The sequence below is a fragment of the Flavobacterium sp. YJ01 genome (genome assembly GCF_029320955.1).
Taxonomy (GTDB): domain Bacteria; phylum Bacteroidota; class Bacteroidia; order Flavobacteriales; family Flavobacteriaceae; genus Flavobacterium.
This window is the reverse complement of the sequence record NZ_CP119757.1, coordinates 4519184-4536864: the sequence shown is the minus strand read 5'-3', so window position 1 is coordinate 4536864 and position 17681 is coordinate 4519184. Positions and strand designations below refer to the sequence as shown.

At 33.6% G+C, this 17681-nt stretch carries 18 protein-coding genes; 2 read left to right on the top strand and 16 right to left on the bottom strand.

Annotated features, from left to right (window positions below):
- Window positions 1-177: 177 nt before the first annotated feature.
- The gene (locus tag P0R33_RS19835; protein WP_276172897.1) at window positions 178-1611 is read left to right on the top strand and encodes a rubredoxin; all 1434 of its coding nucleotides are present in this window, start codon (window positions 178-180) and stop codon (window positions 1609-1611) included.
- Window positions 1612-1754: 143 nt separating this feature from the next.
- Window positions 1755-2381, top strand: a complete 627-nt coding sequence (locus tag P0R33_RS19830; RefSeq protein WP_276172896.1) for a hypothetical protein — start codon at window positions 1755-1757, stop codon at window positions 2379-2381.
- A 130-nt stretch (window positions 2382-2511) separates the two neighbouring features.
- Here the strand turns inward: P0R33_RS19830 and moaA are convergent, their stop codons facing one another.
- From moaA to P0R33_RS19750, 16 genes are all read right to left on the bottom strand, one after another.
- The gene (gene moaA, locus P0R33_RS19825) at window positions 2512-3519 is read right to left on the bottom strand and encodes a GTP 3',8-cyclase MoaA (protein ID WP_276172895.1); all 1008 of its coding nucleotides are present in this window, start codon (window positions 3517-3519) and stop codon (window positions 2512-2514) included.
- A complete protein-coding gene (gene moaCB / locus P0R33_RS19820; protein WP_276172894.1) occupies window positions 3506-4420 on the bottom strand; it encodes a bifunctional molybdenum cofactor biosynthesis protein MoaC/MoaB in 915 nt (304 codons plus the stop codon). The genes moaA and moaCB overlap by 14 nt, the downstream gene beginning before the upstream one ends.
- An 8-nt stretch (window positions 4421-4428) precedes the next feature.
- Window positions 4429-4860 carry a molybdenum cofactor biosynthesis protein MoaE gene (locus P0R33_RS19815; RefSeq protein WP_276172893.1) on the bottom strand — a complete coding sequence of 144 codons (432 nt, stop codon included), beginning with the start codon at window positions 4858-4860 and terminating at the stop codon, window positions 4429-4431.
- 195 nt (window positions 4861-5055) lie between these two features.
- Window positions 5056-5358 carry a lysozyme inhibitor LprI family protein gene (locus P0R33_RS19810; RefSeq protein ID WP_276172892.1) on the bottom strand — a complete coding sequence of 101 codons (303 nt, stop codon included), beginning with the start codon at window positions 5356-5358 and terminating at the stop codon, window positions 5056-5058.
- A 69-nt stretch (window positions 5359-5427) separates the two neighbouring features.
- Window positions 5428-6504, bottom strand: a complete 1077-nt coding sequence (locus P0R33_RS19805) for a HesA/MoeB/ThiF family protein (protein WP_276172891.1) — start codon at window positions 6502-6504, stop codon at window positions 5428-5430.
- A 9-nt stretch (window positions 6505-6513) separates the two neighbouring features.
- A complete protein-coding gene (locus P0R33_RS19800; RefSeq protein WP_276172890.1) occupies window positions 6514-6753 on the bottom strand; it encodes a MoaD/ThiS family protein in 240 nt (79 codons plus the stop codon).
- A 2-nt stretch (window positions 6754-6755) separates the two neighbouring features.
- Window positions 6756-7544 (bottom strand): uroporphyrinogen-III C-methyltransferase, encoded by a 789-nt coding sequence (gene cobA / locus P0R33_RS19795; protein WP_276172889.1) that lies wholly within the window; start codon window positions 7542-7544, stop codon window positions 6756-6758.
- A gap of 5 nt (window positions 7545-7549) precedes the next feature.
- The gene (locus P0R33_RS19790) at window positions 7550-8122 is read right to left on the bottom strand and encodes a molybdenum cofactor guanylyltransferase (RefSeq protein ID WP_276172888.1); all 573 of its coding nucleotides are present in this window, start codon (window positions 8120-8122) and stop codon (window positions 7550-7552) included.
- 114 nt (window positions 8123-8236) lie between these two features.
- Window positions 8237-9409, bottom strand: a complete 1173-nt coding sequence (gene glp, locus P0R33_RS19785; protein WP_276172887.1) for a gephyrin-like molybdotransferase Glp — start codon at window positions 9407-9409, stop codon at window positions 8237-8239.
- 162 nt (window positions 9410-9571) lie between these two features.
- Window positions 9572-9820 (bottom strand): DUF6755 family protein, encoded by a 249-nt coding sequence (locus P0R33_RS19780; protein WP_276172886.1) that lies wholly within the window; start codon window positions 9818-9820, stop codon window positions 9572-9574.
- A 24-nt stretch (window positions 9821-9844) separates the two neighbouring features.
- Window positions 9845-10357: a Rieske (2Fe-2S) protein gene (locus P0R33_RS19775; protein WP_276172885.1), complete on the bottom strand. Its 513-nt coding sequence runs from the start codon at window positions 10355-10357 to the stop codon at window positions 9845-9847.
- 9 nt (window positions 10358-10366) lie between these two features.
- On the bottom strand, window positions 10367-10936 hold the full coding sequence (locus P0R33_RS19770) for a 4Fe-4S dicluster domain-containing protein (protein ID WP_276172884.1): 570 nt from the start codon (window positions 10934-10936) through the stop codon (window positions 10367-10369).
- Window positions 10937-10955: 19 nt separating this feature from the next.
- A complete protein-coding gene (locus tag P0R33_RS19765) occupies window positions 10956-13172 on the bottom strand; it encodes a molybdopterin oxidoreductase family protein (RefSeq protein WP_276172883.1) in 2217 nt (738 codons plus the stop codon).
- A gap of 86 nt (window positions 13173-13258) precedes the next feature.
- On the bottom strand, window positions 13259-14308 hold the full coding sequence (locus P0R33_RS19760; RefSeq protein ID WP_276172882.1) for an MFS transporter: 1050 nt from the start codon (window positions 14306-14308) through the stop codon (window positions 13259-13261).
- A 27-nt stretch (window positions 14309-14335) separates the two neighbouring features.
- Entirely contained in the window at window positions 14336-15928 is a 1593-nt protein-coding gene (locus P0R33_RS19755) for an MFS transporter (protein WP_276172881.1), read from the bottom strand.
- 18 nt (window positions 15929-15946) lie between these two features.
- On the bottom strand, window positions 15947-17422 hold the full coding sequence (locus tag P0R33_RS19750) for an MFS transporter (RefSeq protein ID WP_276172880.1): 1476 nt from the start codon (window positions 17420-17422) through the stop codon (window positions 15947-15949).
- Window positions 17423-17681: the final 259 nt, after the last annotated feature.

Sequence of the window (17681 nt, the reverse complement as noted above, 5' to 3'; positions counted from 1 at the left end):
ATTTTGTTTCAGGTTTCAAGTTTCAAGTTGTTGGACCTTAAAACTTGAAACGACGGAATGTCACCCTGAGCGGAGTCGAAGGGCGCTCTAATTGGAATCAGGCTTCGACTCCGCTCAGCCTGACAAACTTGAAACCTGAAACAAAGAAAACCTGAAACCTGAAACAAAAAGAAAAAAATGGAACTAACAAGATTAATAGTAAAAGGAGGCGTTATTTCGCCAGGTGAACTTCGAGAAGTGGTAAATATTGCTTTGGAGGGAGGTTTAGATTCCATTTCGTTTGGTTCTAGACAGGATATTATTTTTCCTCAAGGTTTTAAAACATTAGACAAAACTACTTTAGGAAAACATCATTTTGTTTATCCCGACCAAAAAAGCGGTAATAATATTGTTTCTTCTTATGTTTCTACAGATATTTTTAGAAATACAAACTGGCTTACCGGGAATCGTTTTTTGTATGTTTTGGAAGAATTTAAAGAACAGCCCAAATTAAAAGTCAATATAACCGATCCGAAGCAGCAATTGGTTCCTTTGTTTACTGGGCACTTAAACTTCATTGCTTCAGAACATGAAGATTACTGGTATTTATACATTCGTCTGCCCAAATGGGAAAAAATGGAAGTTTACCCTGTTTTAATTTACAGCTGGGATCTTGCTAAAATTTATTATGAAATAGAAAAAATTTCTGAAGAAGATACTTCTGCTGATATCGAACTGTTGTTTACTTTGGTTAGCGAAGCTTTAGACACTAATAACAGAACCATCGATAAGCCATTGAATATTCCATTTTATCCATTTCCATATTACGAAGGAATGAATCGAATGGGAATTGATCAATATTGGCTCGGATTATACTGGAGAAATAATCAGTACGATTTGGATTTTCTGAAAGAAATGTGCGATTTATGTTTTGAATGTAAAATTGGAAAAATCTGCATTACGCCTTGGAAATCTTTCATTATAAAAGGAATTCCAAAAGACCGAAAACTAGAATGGGAAAAATTTCTTGGCAAAAGAGGAATCAACGTTCGTCATTCTTTATTAGAACTAAATTGGCATTTGCCAGTTGCAATGGAATGGGCTTTAAACCTAAAAACATTTCTAGTTCGTACGCTGGATCAATTTGATATTAGCACTTACGGATTAAATTTTGGAATTTCAGAATACAATCGTGACGGGCATTATTTCACTTCGATTATTATCGAAAAAAATGAACTTCCAGCCGCTTTAGAATCGATTAAAATTAGAGATACTTACAATGTTTTGTTTGCTAAAAATTTCGATCCAAATACGCGCGAATATATTGTGCATTCTCAAGATATAGACAAATTGGAACTGCCAACTATTTTAATTGAATTGAGCAGAAAATATTTTGAAGAATTAGGAAACACAACTACCGAGACCACTGAAAATCAACAAAAAAAAGAAAAACCGCAATTAGATATTTATCAATGTCAAGAATGTTTGACGCTTTACAATTCCGAATATGGAGATGAAACACAGGGAATTCCGAAAGGTGTTCTGTTTGAAAATCTTCCAGAAACGTATTGCTGTTCTTTGTGTGAAGCTCCGAAAAGCAATTTTATAGTTTTAGAACTGGTTAAACAATAAAATTATCTGTAAAAGCTTAACATTTATGTATTTAAAAATTACGTATATTTAGCTTAGCTAAGAAATAACGATAAATCATTATACCTCAGATATTATTTATTTCCTTAGAATCAAGCTATTTTACTCAACAAAAAAATACAGTTATGATAAAACGAAATTCAAGTACTCCTGCTGTAAATAATACTGATATTCCAGCAGAAACAGCTGTAGAAACCACTACAGAAGTGCAACCAGAAGCAAAAGCAACAGTTAAAAGAACCACAAGAACTGCCGTAAAAACACCAGCTTCAAAAACGACAGCCGCAAAAACATCAACGGCAAGAACAGCTGCAGCAAAAGCACCAGTTGCAACAGTTAAACCTGCAGCAAAAACACCTGTAAGAGCCGCTTCAAAAAGTACACCCAGAGCTACTGTAAAAAAAGCAACCACAACGTCGGCAAAAAAAGAACCAATTGTTTCTGAAATTGTAGAAATTCAGACAAATGATATTCCAGTACCTTTTGAAGAAAACAAACCTGTTTTGACTATTGAAAAAATTGGCAAAAAAAACGATATAAAATCAAAACTTAAAGCGAAACTAAAAGCTAAAAAAGAGAAAGAAAAGAAAAGAGAAAAAGCGATAAAAGCTGTTATTAAAAAATTAGAAAAAGCAAAGAAAGCAAAACTAAAAGCAGCCGAAAAGAAAAAGGAAAAAGCTAAAAAGGCAAAAGAAAAAGCCAAAGCTAAAAAAGTTGCTGAAAAGAAAGCAAAAGCTAAAAAGAAAAAATAATATCTAAGAGAGGTTTAACGAAAGTTGAACCTTTTTTTTATTTCAAGACAGTTTGTATAAAGTTTGTCATTCCGAGGAACGAGGAATGACAATATTGCGTAAATAATGAATTACAATTCACAATTAAAAATTATCCCCCAATCGCAATCATACTACGATTATCAAAATGTTTTTTAGGATCATCCATTTCAGAAACACTTACCATTCCTGCGCGAACTTTCTTTTTATTTTTAATGGATTCTGAAATCAAATCAGTAATCGATTCTCCATTTCTAAAAGCGGTCAATAAATCGGTTTCTGAGTTAGAGAAAAGACAATTTTTTATTTTTCCGTTGGCCGTCAAGCGAATGCGGTTGCAACTATCACAAAACGGATTTGTAATAGAACTTATGATTCCGAAATTGCCTTGAAAATTATTTATTTTATAAGTTCTGGCTGTGAAGTTTTTTTCGTCATCTAATTTTTTTATTTCTTTTGAAGAAAAACAGTTTTCAACTAAAGATAAAATCTCATTTTGAGAAACCATTTTACTTCTATCCCACTCATTTCCAGCAAAAGGCATAAACTCAATAAATCGGACAGAAATTGGAAGAAACTTAGTCAGTTTTATAAAATCGACTATCTCGTTATCATTAAATCCTTTCATCAAAACGACATTTACTTTTACTTCAAAATCATTATTTAAAAGCAAATGAAGATTATTAATAACTTTATCAAACTGATTTCTAAGCGTTATCGAATTAAATTTTGATGAAACCAGAGTGTCTAAACTCAAATTGATCTTTTTAATTTTAAACTCCTTTAAAGTCTCGATATGACGATCTATCAAAATTCCGTTTGTTGTGATAGAAAGAGAAACTTCCAATTCTGATAATTTAGAAACAATTTCTGGAAAATCTTTTCTCAAAAGAGGTTCTCCTCCTGTCAATCTAATTTTGTCAACACCATTTTTTACGAAAGTCTGGGCAATTGCAAAAATCTCGTCGGCAGTCATTAGACTTGCTTTTGGAGAAAGCGCAATTCCATCTGCTGGCATGCAATATGTACAACGCAGGTTGCATTTTTCCAGCAAAGAAATGCGTAGATAATTATGCTTACGCCCAAAACCATCCGTTAAAATAGTGTTAGAGGCTGTCATGGTTTTTTCCTTTTAAAATATGAAAAACGTGCAGCAAGTGCGGAAAAACAGCATCCATAGATTCTCTTGCGCCGTTTGTTGATCCTGGCAAAGCTAAAACTACAGTTTTTCCTAAAGTTCCTGCAACTGTTCTAGATAACATTGCGTAAGGCATTCTCTGTTGTCCGTAATTGCGAATAGCTTCTTCGATTCCTGGAATTCTGCTTTCTAATAATGGCTCCAAAGCTTCTGGAGTAACATCTCTTGGGGATAAACCTGTTCCACCAGTAAAAATTACCAGCTGATTTTCTTTAGCGAAAGCTTTAGTTTTTTCCTGAATAATATCCAACTCGTCTGGAATAATCTCGTAATGTGAAGTTTCAACTCCATACGAATCCAATTTTTCAACAATGACTTTTCCAGAACGATCTTCTTTATCTCCAGCAAAAATCGAATCGGAACAAACGAAAACTGCAGCTTTAATTACGTTCGGGAATTTATTTTTAAAAGACGATTTTCCGCCTTCTTTGTTTATTAATTTAATCGTAGAAATTTCGATTTCTTTATCAATCGGTTTTAGCATATCGTACATTGTCAATGCCACGATGGATGCGCCGTGCATAGCTTCAACCTCAACTCCGGTTTTGTAAACGGTTTTAACTTTAAAAATAATATGAATTTCTAAACCTTCAATATTATATTCAACAGCAGTATATTCAATTGGAAGCGGATGACAATCTGGAATTGATAAATGCGTGTTTTTTACCGCAAACAATCCAGCAGTTTTTGCCATTTCACAGACGTTTCCTTTTGGCACTAAATTATTCACCACAGCATCAATTGTTTCCTGTCTGCTGACTTTTACAATTGCCGTTGCGGTTGCGACTCTTAAAGAGCTTATTTTATGGGTAATATCTACCATTTTATTTTTTAACTATTTTGTTTCCAAGTGAATGTATCGTTCTCAAACATTTCTTTACCAAAAATCGGTACATCGGTTTTAATCCAGTTTACGATGGCCTCTGTTGCTTCATAAACTTGTTTGCGTCGTGTTGCCGAAACAAAAACGAATAAACAGATTTCGCCCGCTTTTACAACGCCTAAACTATGATATATGTGCATACAAGTTAAATCGAATTTGGCGAAAGCTTTTTCGCGAATGCTATATAACGCTTCGTTTGCCATATCCGTATAAGCTGAATAATCAATTGCTACAACAGTGTTATCGTGAATAACATCGGCACGAACTTGTCCTAAAAAAATGTTGTGCGCTCCAATTGTGTGTTTAGATTGATGTTTGGCAATCGATTCAGCTATAAATTCAGGAGAAATTGGTCCTTCTACAAATACATTTTTACTCATTTTTTATGTTTTTTTGCCACAGATTATATGGATTAAAATGATTTTTCTTTTTCTTTTGTCAGACTGAGCGAAGTCGAAGCCCTCGTCCAATGGGAGCATCCTTCAACTTCGCTCAGGGTGAAAAACTAAACAAACATCTTTAATTTGCGCTTAATTCGTGGCTACAAATTTATCTCTAATTGTTATTTAAGAACTTTAAAAACCTTTCAATAAACTTTTCAATTCTTTAGATCTAGTTAAAGTCAGCTGCATCCTGCAATCTGCATACATTTTATCCGAAATAACGCCGCCATAACCTTCAGGATAGCATTTAAATTTACAATTTGAATCTCGAAACTTTATCCAGTCTTTTTGAGCAAGAACTAAAGCTGTCTGATCTTTTGTCCCTAATTTCTTTTTCAGCTGATTATAAACTTTATTCAATTCTTTATCTGCTTTATCATAAGCCTCATAAATTTCTGTTTCGCCTGTATAATCGACATGCTTCTGAGAAAACATAATTTGATTGAAACAAAAACAAAAAAACAAAAACATGAATATTTTTTTCATCTTAAAAATTATTAAGTTTTAACTATTTATTTTTTCTTTTAATAAAGTTTTCATTGCTAAAGCTCCGCCTGCAATACTTTTTACATTCTTAAACTTATTTTTCTGAAGGACTTCTATTGCAATTTTACTTCTTATTCCAGATTGACAGAAAATATAAATAGTTTGATTTTTATTCAGTTTTTCAATTTCCTTTTCTAAATGCATTAACGGAATCTGGATTTGATTTTTTAAACTGATTTTCGGCGATTCGTCCCTATTTCTAACATCTAAAAATAAAACCTCATCATTTTCAATTTCATCCAAAACCGAATCAAAATTTATTTCTTGAGCCTGATTTTCATCTGAATTATATTTCCGTTCAAAATCTTCACTTATTATCTGAAGATTAGAAGTTTTTTCAAAATCATATTTCTGTTGTTCGTTGTTCAGAATATTGTAAATCAATATTTTCCCGTTTAAAACTTCACCAATTTCGAGAATTATTTTTATGACTTCATTTGCTTGAAACATTCCAATAATTCCAACTGTAATTCCTATTACGCCAGCATCTTCGCAGTTTAAGAGATTTTGATTTTCATCAGGATACAAACATCTATAAGTTGGTCCGTTTTGATAATTGAAAACCGAAACCTGCCCTTGAAATCTAAAAATAGAACCGTAAACCATTGGCTTATTGGTTAACAAACAAGCGTCGTTTATTAAATATTTAATCGAAATACTGTCTGTTGCATCAACGATTATGTCATATTTTTCAAATAATGCAATCGCATTTTTTCCAGATAATTTTTCTGTAAAAGCTGTTACTTTAATATCAGGATTCAATTCTGAAATCATGATTTTAGCCTGTTCAGCTTTTGATTTTCCAACGGCCGAAGTTCTGTAAATTACCTGACGATGCAGATTCGAAATTTCGATAGTGTCATGATCTATAATTCCGATTTCGCCAACTCCAGCAGCCGCTAAATATGGTAAAATTGCTGCGCCCAAACCTCCTGCACCAATTACCAAAACTTTTGATTTCGATAATTTATATTGGCCTTCCTCTCCTATTTCTGGAAGTATAATTTGTCTGTTATATCTAGTTGACTCTTTCATTATTTTTAATTAACCTCCTGCAAATGGTGGCAATAAAGCAACAACATCACTTGTTTGCAAAACGTAATCTGAAACTTTTGAAACTATTTTTTGATTTACAGCAACGCTAAAAGTCAGTGATTCGAACTCATATTTTGCGTTCAAATCCTGCAATAGTTTTTGCAAGGATAATTCTTCAGAAAAAGATAATTCTTCGAATTCACATTTCGTTTTTTCAGCGATAGCTCCAAAATATTTTACCTCAATCATTATTATAAATTTAAATTCTGGAAAATAAATTCGTCTTCAAAGTGTTCTTGAAAATACGAAATCCAGGTCGATGTATTTCTTACCACTTCGCCAATTACAATAATTGCTGGCGATGATATATTTTTTTCAGATACCAATTTAGTAATTGTATTGATAGTTCCAATTACTTTTTGCTCTGAATTTTTTGTACCGTTTTGGATAATTGCGACTGGCAGATCGTCATTTCTGTTTTGTTGATAAATCGAAATGATTTCGTCTAATTTATGCATTCCCATTAAAACAACTACAGTTGCTGCAGATTTCGAAGCCAGTTGAATATCTTTTGACAACTTGTGATCAGAAGTTGTTCCGGTAATTACCCAAAAACTTTCGGCAACTTTACGCTGCGTCAAACTAATTCCAACTGAAGCAGGAACTCCTAAAGCTGAAGAAATTCCGGGAACAATTGCGGTTTCAATTCCAAAATCTTCAGCAAATTCAATTTCTTCACTTCCTCTTCCAAAAACAAAAGGATCGCCACCTTTTAAACGAACAACATGTCCGTGTTTTTTTGCCATCGAAACAATCAAATCGTTAATCTGATCTTGTGTGTAAGCGTGACAGCCTAAACGTTTTCCAACAAAAACAATTTCAGCATTTGATGCATATCCTAGCAATTCTTCGTTTACTAAGGCATCGTACAAAACTACATCGGCACTTTTTAAAGCTTTAATTGCTTTTAACGTAATCAATTCAATATCACCAGGACCAGCGCCTACAATCGTCAATTTTGGGGTTTTTAAATCTCGCATAGTCTTTAAATTAAATTGATATTCAGATCGTTTAATTCATCAGTCGAATTAATATTGGTTAAATGAAAGTTCTCGCTTTCTTCTATATTGATAATCTGATGCGGTAATTTCGCCAGCAAATCCATCATTTTCAATTCGTTCGCTTCAATTGCTTCTTTAATTATCGGAACAATACTTTTAGAATAAATTCCGATTAAAGGATGTGTTTTACTTTCGGTAGCAAAAACTGTAATTTCAGCTTCTTTGGTATGTTTTGAAATTAATTCCTGTAATAATTCTGTTGAAATTAACGGAATATCACAGCTCAAAATTAGATTGAATTCAGTTTCAGAATGTGATAAAGCCGTATAAATTCCGCCCAACGGTCCTTTATCTAAAACCAAATCTGGGATTTTTTCATACTCCAAATAATCATATTCTTTTGAAGCCGTAACTAATTTTATTTTATCTGTAATAGGCAAAATTGCCTGAATAATATGTTCTATAAATGGTTTTTCCTGAAACAAAACCAATCCTTTCTCCGATTTCATTCTGGAACTTTTTCCTCCACAAAGAATAAATACTGTAAGTGTTTCCATGGTTTTGTTTTTTTGTTGTTTTTGTTTCAGGTTTAAAGTTTCAAATTAAGATCTGTATGTTTTCATTTATATACCGCTTTTCATCAATTACCTCAAACTTTTTCTTTTGTCACTTTAATCTATCGGCAATAATGTTACTAATTGCCCTTTTTTATATTCCTGAGCATCTTCTGGAACAATAAGCAAACTATTTGCAACGGCAAAAGTATTTAGCATTGCTGAACTTTGTCCGTCGAGAACAGTGACTTTTGTTTCGTCATATTTTGCTTTTAAGAATAATGTTTTTCCTGTACTATTTTTAATCTCCGAATTTAATTTACGTACTACTTTTGTTTTATGAATGTTCGAAAATCCTAATTTGTTTTTAATTGCGGGCGAAACGTAAATGTAAAAATTCGTCAACGATGAAGCTGGGTTTCCAGGCAAAGCAAAAACTAAAGTTTCATTTTTTGAGCCAAAGAACATTGGTTTTCCCGGTCTCTGATTGATTTTATAAAACAATTCTTGAACGCCGTTTTGCAACAAAGCTTCTTTTACAAAATCATAATCGCCAACTGAAATTCCGCCAGAAATTAAAACAACATCATATTTTTTTAAAATACTTTTAAGCGCGCTTTTTGTGGCTTTCAAATTATCTTTTACTCTGTAAACTTTCGTTTTTTTGATTCCAATAGTTTCCAGAGCTGCTTCTAGCATAACCGAATTACTTTCGAAAATCTTTCCTTTTTTTAGTTTTTTTCCTGGTTGTACTAATTCGTTTCCGGTTACTAAAATGGCTACTTTCGGTTTTTTGTAAACCTCAACTTCCATGATTCCTAAACAAGCTAAAAATCCAATTGCTGCGGGTGTGATTAAAGTATTGGCTTCAAAAACTATATCGTCTTTTGCAATTTGTTCTCCTTTTTGGCGAACGTTTGAAAGTTTTTCAGGCATTGTGGCAATCAAAATCGAATCTTTGTTTGCCATTACATGTTCCTGCATAACAACAGTATCTGCATTATCGGGAACAATAGCACCAGTAAATATTCGTACTGCTTCGTTTGACTTTAATTTTATGTTTGAATGATCTCCCGCCTGCAAAGTCCCAGCAATATCATATTGATGTCGAATACTATGCATAAAAGCATATCCATCCATTGCAGACTGTCGAAACGGCGGCATGTGGATTGGTGAAATTACTTTTTCTGCCAAAACATATCCTAACGCTTTGCTAACCGAAATTAATTTGGTTGGCATTTTGGTGCTATTAGCTTCAATAATCGCTATGGCTTCTTCTACTTTAATCATTAGGCTATTTTTTACAAGCAAAAAAATACTTATTACAAATATAAGTATTTTTACTTAGTTCAATCAATTAAGTACACTTTTTTTTAAAATATAAATTTAGCTTAATTCTTTTACATAGATTTATAAAAACTCAAATAGCTTTAAAAGTGAAAGTAGTTCTGCTTATTTATTTCTAAAATTACCTTTTGGAAGATAATACAACCAAGCAAATCCAATAAAAAATAAGATTGAAGAAGCTATAAATGCAGGAATTAAAATTTCTTTGTTATTCTCTAATGCATTATTCAAAGAAGCATATAAAAGCCAGATTTGAATACTTACATTTAAAATCAAAATAAAAATAAGTGTCGAAAGTATATTGTTCAGCTTATTAGGGTTAGCGCGATTCTGGCTTCGTCTAAAAGTACTCATATCTATAAATTTAAATTATACATTCTAGATGTCTTTTTTCTCAATCATTGCTTTTACAAAAACAGCATTTTCTTTAAAAACCACTTCTAATTGTGGTAAAGCTCGTGGCGGCGGTCCGGCAATAACATCTCCAGTCGAAGCGTCAAATGAACCTTCGTGACACGGACAATGTATAATTCCAGTGCCTGGTTTGTAATATACTGAACAAGAAAGGTGTGTGCATTTTTGTTCATAAGCTCTAAATTCTCCGCTTTCTAAGTGAATTAATATATATGGAATTGTACTTCCTTCTAAAACAAAACCTCTTGTTCCTCCAACAGGAACATCTTCTTTATTGCAGATAAAATGTTCGCCTTGTACTTCTTCTTTTGGCAATAAAAAGGCTTTTGCAGTTACGAATCCGCTTCCAACCATTAATCCACCAGAAACAAAAGTCAGGAATTTAGCAAAATCGCGTCGGCTGACTTGTGTAGATTCCTGTTTTTTTATGGGGAAATCTTTCTTCCAGTTTTGATTTAAATTATCTTCTTTTGACATGATTCTGGTTTAATAAATTCTTAATTCTGTACTTCCTTTTGGCATCATAATATTGACTTTTGTTTTGACTTTTTCCTGTCCAAAAATGAAGTTATTAATTGGTGTGCTGTTTGGTCTCATTTCTTCGATTTGCTCTCTTGTTCCATAAAACAATGCTCCGCTTGGGCAAACTGTAGCACACATTGGTTTTTTACCAACGCTTGTTCTGTCGTAGCACATTGTACATTTCATCATCAAATCGTACTCTTCGACTTTTTTAGGCACTCCAAAAGGACAAGCCATAACGCAGTTTGAACATCCTATGCATCTTTCTGTGTTTGCGGTATGTACTACCCCAAATTCGTCTTGTGAAATGGCATCAGCTGGACATACATTGGCACAAACCGGATCTTCGCAGTGCATGCAAACCTGAACTGTGGTTTGGATCGTCGACGAACGATCTACATAATTTACACTTATTAAGGTTTGCTGACCGTTGGTTTCACATTCGGCGCAGGCCATTTCGCAGGCTTTGCAGCCAATGCAGCGCTGCATATCTACAAAAAACTCTTCGTTTGTATTAAAATTGGTCAAATTCATAACTTCATTTTTTTATAGATTAAACACTTGCATACGCTTCAGATTCTTTTGCCGGCGGCGCTATTTTTCCTTGCGGATCTAATAAACAGGCACAAACTTTAAATTCCGGAATTTTAGAAATTGGATCTAAAGTTCCCGGCGTTAGTTGATTGGCTGATTTATGTCCCGGCCAGTGATACGGAATAAAAACGGTATCTTTTCTAATGGTTTCTACAATATTGGCAGGAAAAGTTCCTTCGCCTCTTCTTGTTGCAACTCTCACTAATTCTCTTTGTTTGATTCCGTATTTTGCAGCTAATTCTGGATGAATTTCTAACATTGGTTCCGGAAATTGATCTACCAATTTTCCAATTCGACGTGTTTGCGTTCCGCTTAAGTATTGCGAAACAACTCGGCCAGTTGTTAATGTTATTGGATATTCTTCATCTGTAATTTCGCCTGGAAGTTTGTACGGTGCGGGATTAAAATGCGCCTTCCCATCTGGTGTTTTAAACTTTTTATCTTCCCAAAGTCTTGGTGTTCCTGGATGATCTTCTGTTGGACAAGGCCAAAAAACTCCCATCTTATCTTCTACTTTTTTATACGTAATTCCAAAATAATCAGCAGTACCACCTTTTGATGCTACACGCAATTCATTGAAGATTTCTTCACTGTTATTGTACGTGAATTTGTCTTCCTCACCTAATCTTTTGGCTATTTCTAATAAAATTGAAGTATCCGTTCTTGCTTCTCCCGGAGGTGTAACTGCTTGTCTGATTCTTATAACTCGTCCTTCTGCAGATGTTGTTGTTCCTTCTTCTTCTTCCTGTAAAGATCCTGCCAAAACAATATCGGCATGCCTTGCCGTTTCATTTAAGAAGAAATCAATACAAACATAAAATTCTAATTTTTCTAATGCTGAACGTACATAATTATTGTTTGGAAGCGAAACCAGTGGATTGAAACAAATCGAAATTAATCCTTTGATTTCATCTCTGTGAATGGCTTCTATAATTTCATAAGCAGTGAGTCCTTTTCCAGGTAAATCTTTTTCGTCGATTCCCCAAACTTCAGATATGTATTTTCTGTGTTCTGGGTTTTCGATATCTCTGTTTCCGGGTAATTGATCACATTTATGCCCGTGCTCTCTTCCGCCTTGACCATTTCCTTGTCCAGTAATAGTTCCGTAACCACAATATGGTCTTCCAATTCTTCCTGTTGCCAAAACCAGATTGATGCAACCTAAAACATTATCAACACCTTTTGAGTGATGTTCAATGCCGCGCGCGTGCAGTAAAAAGCTTGTTTTTGCTTTTCCCCATAATTCTGCGGCAGCTTTTATTTTCTCTTTATCAATTCCAGTTACTTCTTCTGCCCATTCCAAAGTATAATCTTTAACAGCATCAATCGTTTCCTGAAATCCTGATGTATAATTATCGATAAAATCATGATCTAACATATCGTGATCTACCAAATATTTTAGCATTGCGCCATATAAAGCAGAATCTGTTCCTGGTTTTACATCGAGATGAATATCGGCAGTTCTTGCCAACGGAATCATTCTTGGATCGATTACAATTAATTTTGCTCCGCGATCTCTGGCTTTCCAAATCCAATGTGTTAGGGTTGGGAATGTTTCACTAATGTTGGCTCCAGTTACAATTATAACTTCGGCATATTCTAAGTCCGAATAATTGTTTGAAGCTCGATCTAAACCAAATGCTTTTTTATTTCCTGCCCCAGCGCTTACCATACAAAGCCTTCCGTTGTAATCAAGATTTCTTGTCTTTAAAGCAACACGAGCAAATTTTCCAACCAAATAACTTTTTTCGTTGGTTAATGAAACTCCAGATAACATGGAAAAAGCATGTTTACCATATTTCTCCTGAATACGTTTTATTTCAGAAATGGTTTTATCCATCGCATCATCCCATGAAACTTTTTCAAACCCCTTTCCTTCTACTCTTTGTATTGGGTGCAAAAGTCGGTCTGGGTGATTATTTTGAAGATATCTTTGAACTCCTTTTGGACACAAACGCCCTTCGTTAAACGGAAATTCCATCCACGGTTCAAAACCTACTACTTTATTTTCTTTTACCAATAATTGAATTCCGCATTGCATTCCGCAAAAACAGCAATGTGTTTTTACAACGTCATCTGGTTCATCACGTCCGTTATATCCGTCTACGGGAGCGTAGTTTAGATGTGGCCCAAATGCTTCAATTATTTTTTCAGTTGCTACGGGTAGTTTTGCCATTTTGTTTTTTGTTATTTTTTGTTTCAGGTTTCATGTTTCATGTTTGCGCATAGAACTTGAAACCTAAAACTTGAAACTATTTTTTTCTATCCAAATAAATTTCCGCCTTCTAGTCTGGCTTTTAAATGAGCTTGCGCTAAACGAGATCTTTTTCCTTCTGGACTTAAATCGAGGTGAGAAGTTCCATCTTCGTGTGTAAAATCAAAACCTAGTTCTTTGGTTACGATTTTTAAATCATCTATATGAAGTTTTGTAGCAAATTCTTCTCCAGTATGCGGACAAACTGCCATTCCTTGTTTGATTCCTTCCTGTTTGTAAATATGTGCTCCAATTTGTGCGGGACGCTGAATGATATGAAAGAATTTTCCAAACGGAATCCATATTAAAAACATGATTACGGTTACCGCATGAATTACAGCAAGGAAATCATAGGCAAAACCTTTCATGAACTGATAGGAATAGGTTAAACATAAACCAGTTACAGAAATGGCGATTAATAAAATTAATGGTAACAAATCGCCTTCAAAAGTCTGTGTTGCAATTAATCCAGGATTGGTTAGTCTTCTTCTTAAATAATAAACAGAACCTATAATTACTAACCATGAAGACCAGTTTAAGGCATGAAAAATAAGAAATGCCAAAAAGGAATTTATTTTAAAATCCATCATTTTAAATCCGAAGAAATGTGCTTCGTAGATGGAAATTGAATTTGGTGCAAGCGTAAAATGAATCCATCCAAATGTAAGCGGAATTGTTATCGCAAATGCGGATAAACATCCTAATGCAATACAAAAATGGGCAAACCAGCGCCATTTGCTTCTTGGGTAAATAAATTTTTGAACGACGATATTCTGAGCAGTTTCTTTTCCTAAAAACCACAAATGTGAAAATATTTTTCCTGTAAAAAGAAATTTCAAACTTCTTTTGAAATACATCCAAGTTGGAGGTCTTTGCAACCAAACGGTATATCTGTAAACTATTCCGAAGAAAGCAAATACGGTTCCGAATAAATAAGTGACTAAGGCTGCATCAAAATTCTGCAATTTTCTGGAACCATAAAAAACGAGTATAATGGTAAGTATAGAAACCAGAGTTGCAACAAGTAAGGCTTTGGTATTAAACGTTTTATTTTTCATCTTTAATAAAATTAAATGATTACTTATTTAACTCGGTTTCTCACAATTTTTACGATTGTAAAACCACCAATTGATACCTGTAGCTAATATAGTGAAAATAGCAACACCAATAAAGAATTGATTTACAGTACCATTAGCAGAAATATTATTTCCAATTAATTTAGAAAAGATAAAAGGTCCAAAAGCTGCAATTGCTGCTGTCCAACCAATAACTCCAGCTGCCTGACGTGGATTTTCTTTAAATATGATTGGATATTGTCTAAAAGTACCCGCATTTCCAATTCCGGTAAAGAAGAACATAGCTAAAATTACAGTTACAAAAAGAGGAAATTGTTCCATGCTTGTTGGTGCAACTAATCCCTGCGTTACCAATATGATTGCTCCAGCTAAAATTCCTAAACCTGTAATGGTTGTTAGGATTGCTCCTCCTACTTTATCGGCAACAAATCCGAAAGCAATACGGCTGGCAGAACCTAATAATGGACCATAGAATGCATATACTAAAGGATCTGGCGCATTTGGAAAATCTCCGTAAAGAAATTTAATCATCAGGGGAAAAGCAGCAGACAAACCTGCAAAAGTTCCAAATGTCATTACATAAGTTATCGTGCAATACCAAGTATGTTTGTTTGAGAAAATATCCATTTGTTCTTTTACAGAAGCCATCATTGGAATGCTTCTTAAATAAAACCAACTTAAAATTGCCATAATAATTAAAAATGGAACATACCAAAATGCTGCAGACTGCAAGTAAATTTCCGATTTTTTAACAGCTGTATTTTCAGGATTTATGTTGTCTAAGATTTTTTCGGCTAGTTTTGGATTTGCATTTGCGATAGCTTTTGCTTTAGCTTTTATTGGTAATGCATTAAAAATAACAACATTATCAGTCGAATTTATTGCGTTACTTACCGAATCGATGACGTTTGTCTTTACGTTAGAAAGTATTTTAGTCTGAACTTCAGCATCAAAAGTGGCAAAAACTTCTTTTTGTTTTTCTAAACTTGAAGTTTGTAAAAGCGCTAAAGTTTCTTTAGGATCAACACTTGTAAAGCCTGAAGCAGCACCATAAATTCCGACGCTAATTATCAAAGGCGTAACAAATTGCGCGATCGAAACTCCAAAATTCCCAATTCCTGCTTGTAGTCCTAAGGCTGTTCCTTTTAATCTTTGAGGAAAAAACAAGCTTGTACTTGGCATATAAGAAGAGAAATCTCCACCGCCAAAACCTGTAGTAAATGCTAAAACAGCAAAAACCCAAAATGGCGTATTGACATTCATAATGGCAAAACCAATCCCGATTACTGGAATTAATTTAATTAATGTTGCGAAAGATACTATATGACGTGTGCCAAAAATGGGTAATAAAAAAGTATGTACAATTCTCAAAAAACCAGCTGCAAGCCCAGGAATAGCGGTTAGCCAAAAAAGCTGATCTTTAGAAAAATTAAATCCTAATCCCGGTAATTTAACAGCTATAACGCTCATCATAAACCAAGAAGCAAAGGATAAAATTAAAGTTATTGTTGTTATTGTTAATGTTCTCCATGCAATTTTACTTCCGCCAGAATTCCAAAATACTTCATCTTCCGGATCCCATTTGTCTAACCAAGTTTTCATATCTCTTTTATTTAATTTTTAATGATTGCTTTCTATGTCTCTTGTAAAGTTTGGTAATTTAGTTCTCGTCGCATTTATTATTGTTCTGTGCATCCATAGAAGACAAAGAACAGAAACTACGAAAATAAATATCCAAGAACTTGTCCATAATCCAGTGTAATTAAGAAGATATCCGAAGATTATTGGACCCAAAAATCCTCCTAAACCGCCTATTAATCCAACCATTCCACCTACAACTCCTACTTCATTCGGAAAGTATTCTGGAATATGTTTGTAAACAGCGGCCTTACCAATTCCCCATGAAATTCCGATAAGGATTACCAATACTAAATAAACCCAGAGATTGGCACTAAAATTTATTTGTGTCACTCCTTGCGCTAATAATTCTTTCTTTTTTACTTCTTGATTTTGTTTCACTATGATTTCCTGCCAAGATGTTTTTACCGGAAAAACAGATTGCCTGTTTATTTCGGAATCTTTTTTAGCTTCTATTTGATGTATTTTGTCGTTTACAACTATTTTATCTGCTGCAATTTCTGTTACAACACCATTATTCATTGCCATTACACCAGGACCAGCAGTAAAAATTTCCATTTTAGGAAACATCAGTAAAAAGCTAATCACAATAGAAGAACCTAAAACCCAATACATTACTTTTCTAGCTCCGAATTTATCTGAAAGATATCCGCCAAAAGCTCTAATAACTCCAGAAGGCAAACTGAACATTGTGGCAAACATTCCACCCATTACTAAAGTTGTACCGTAAACATTCATAAAATTGGGAAGAAGCCATTGCGAATAGGCAACAAAAAAGCCAAAAACTAAAAAGTAATAGGTTCCAAAACGCCAAACTCTAGTTTTTTTGAGCGGAGATAATAATTCTGTTATATTTTTTGAAACGCCCTGATTGGTTTTGTTTTTAGCAAAAACAATAAAAAGTATTCCGATAATTACAAGAACAACCGCATAGATAACCGGAAGCATTTTCCAGCCATTTATAGGATCTTTTTCTGATAGATAATTTAATAAAGTTGGCGCAATAAAAGTGGTAATTGCCGCACCTGCATTTCCCATTCCGAAAATTCCCAAAGCTCTACCCTGCCATTCTTTTGGATACCAGACAGATGTATAGCCAATTCCAACTGCAAAACTCGTTCCTACCAATCCAAAGAAAAAGCTTAAAACGGCAAAACTCCAGAAGGAATTAGCGAAGGGCAATAAAAAAAGTGGAATGGAACATAATAAAAGTAAAGTTGAAAAAATAATTTTTCCACCGTATTTATCCGTTAAAATTCCGATTGGTAGCCTAAAAATAGAACCCGAAAGAATTGGAATTCCTAGTAGCCAGCCTATTTCAATAACCGTAAAATTAATAATTCCTTTATCTGCCAAAAAAGTTACTAAAACACCATTTAATGTCCAGCATGCAAAACATACTGTAAAAGCTAGTGTATTTAAAAATAAAATACGGTGTGATAGAGAGAGGTTATTCATATCAAAATTTTAAATATTATTGAAATAAGTTGCACTTCAATAATGCAACAAAATTAAAATCTTAAATACTTACAAAATATGACATATATCATATTAAAGATAATTTAGTCTTTAATATAATAATGCTCTAAAATACAACATATTAAACAATTACAATAAAAAAAGGGTGTTTATTTTCAAATGAAATTAAATATTTATAAACGTTCTATTGTAAGAATTTTAGAATTACTAAGTGTGACTATCTTTAGTTTTGAATTTT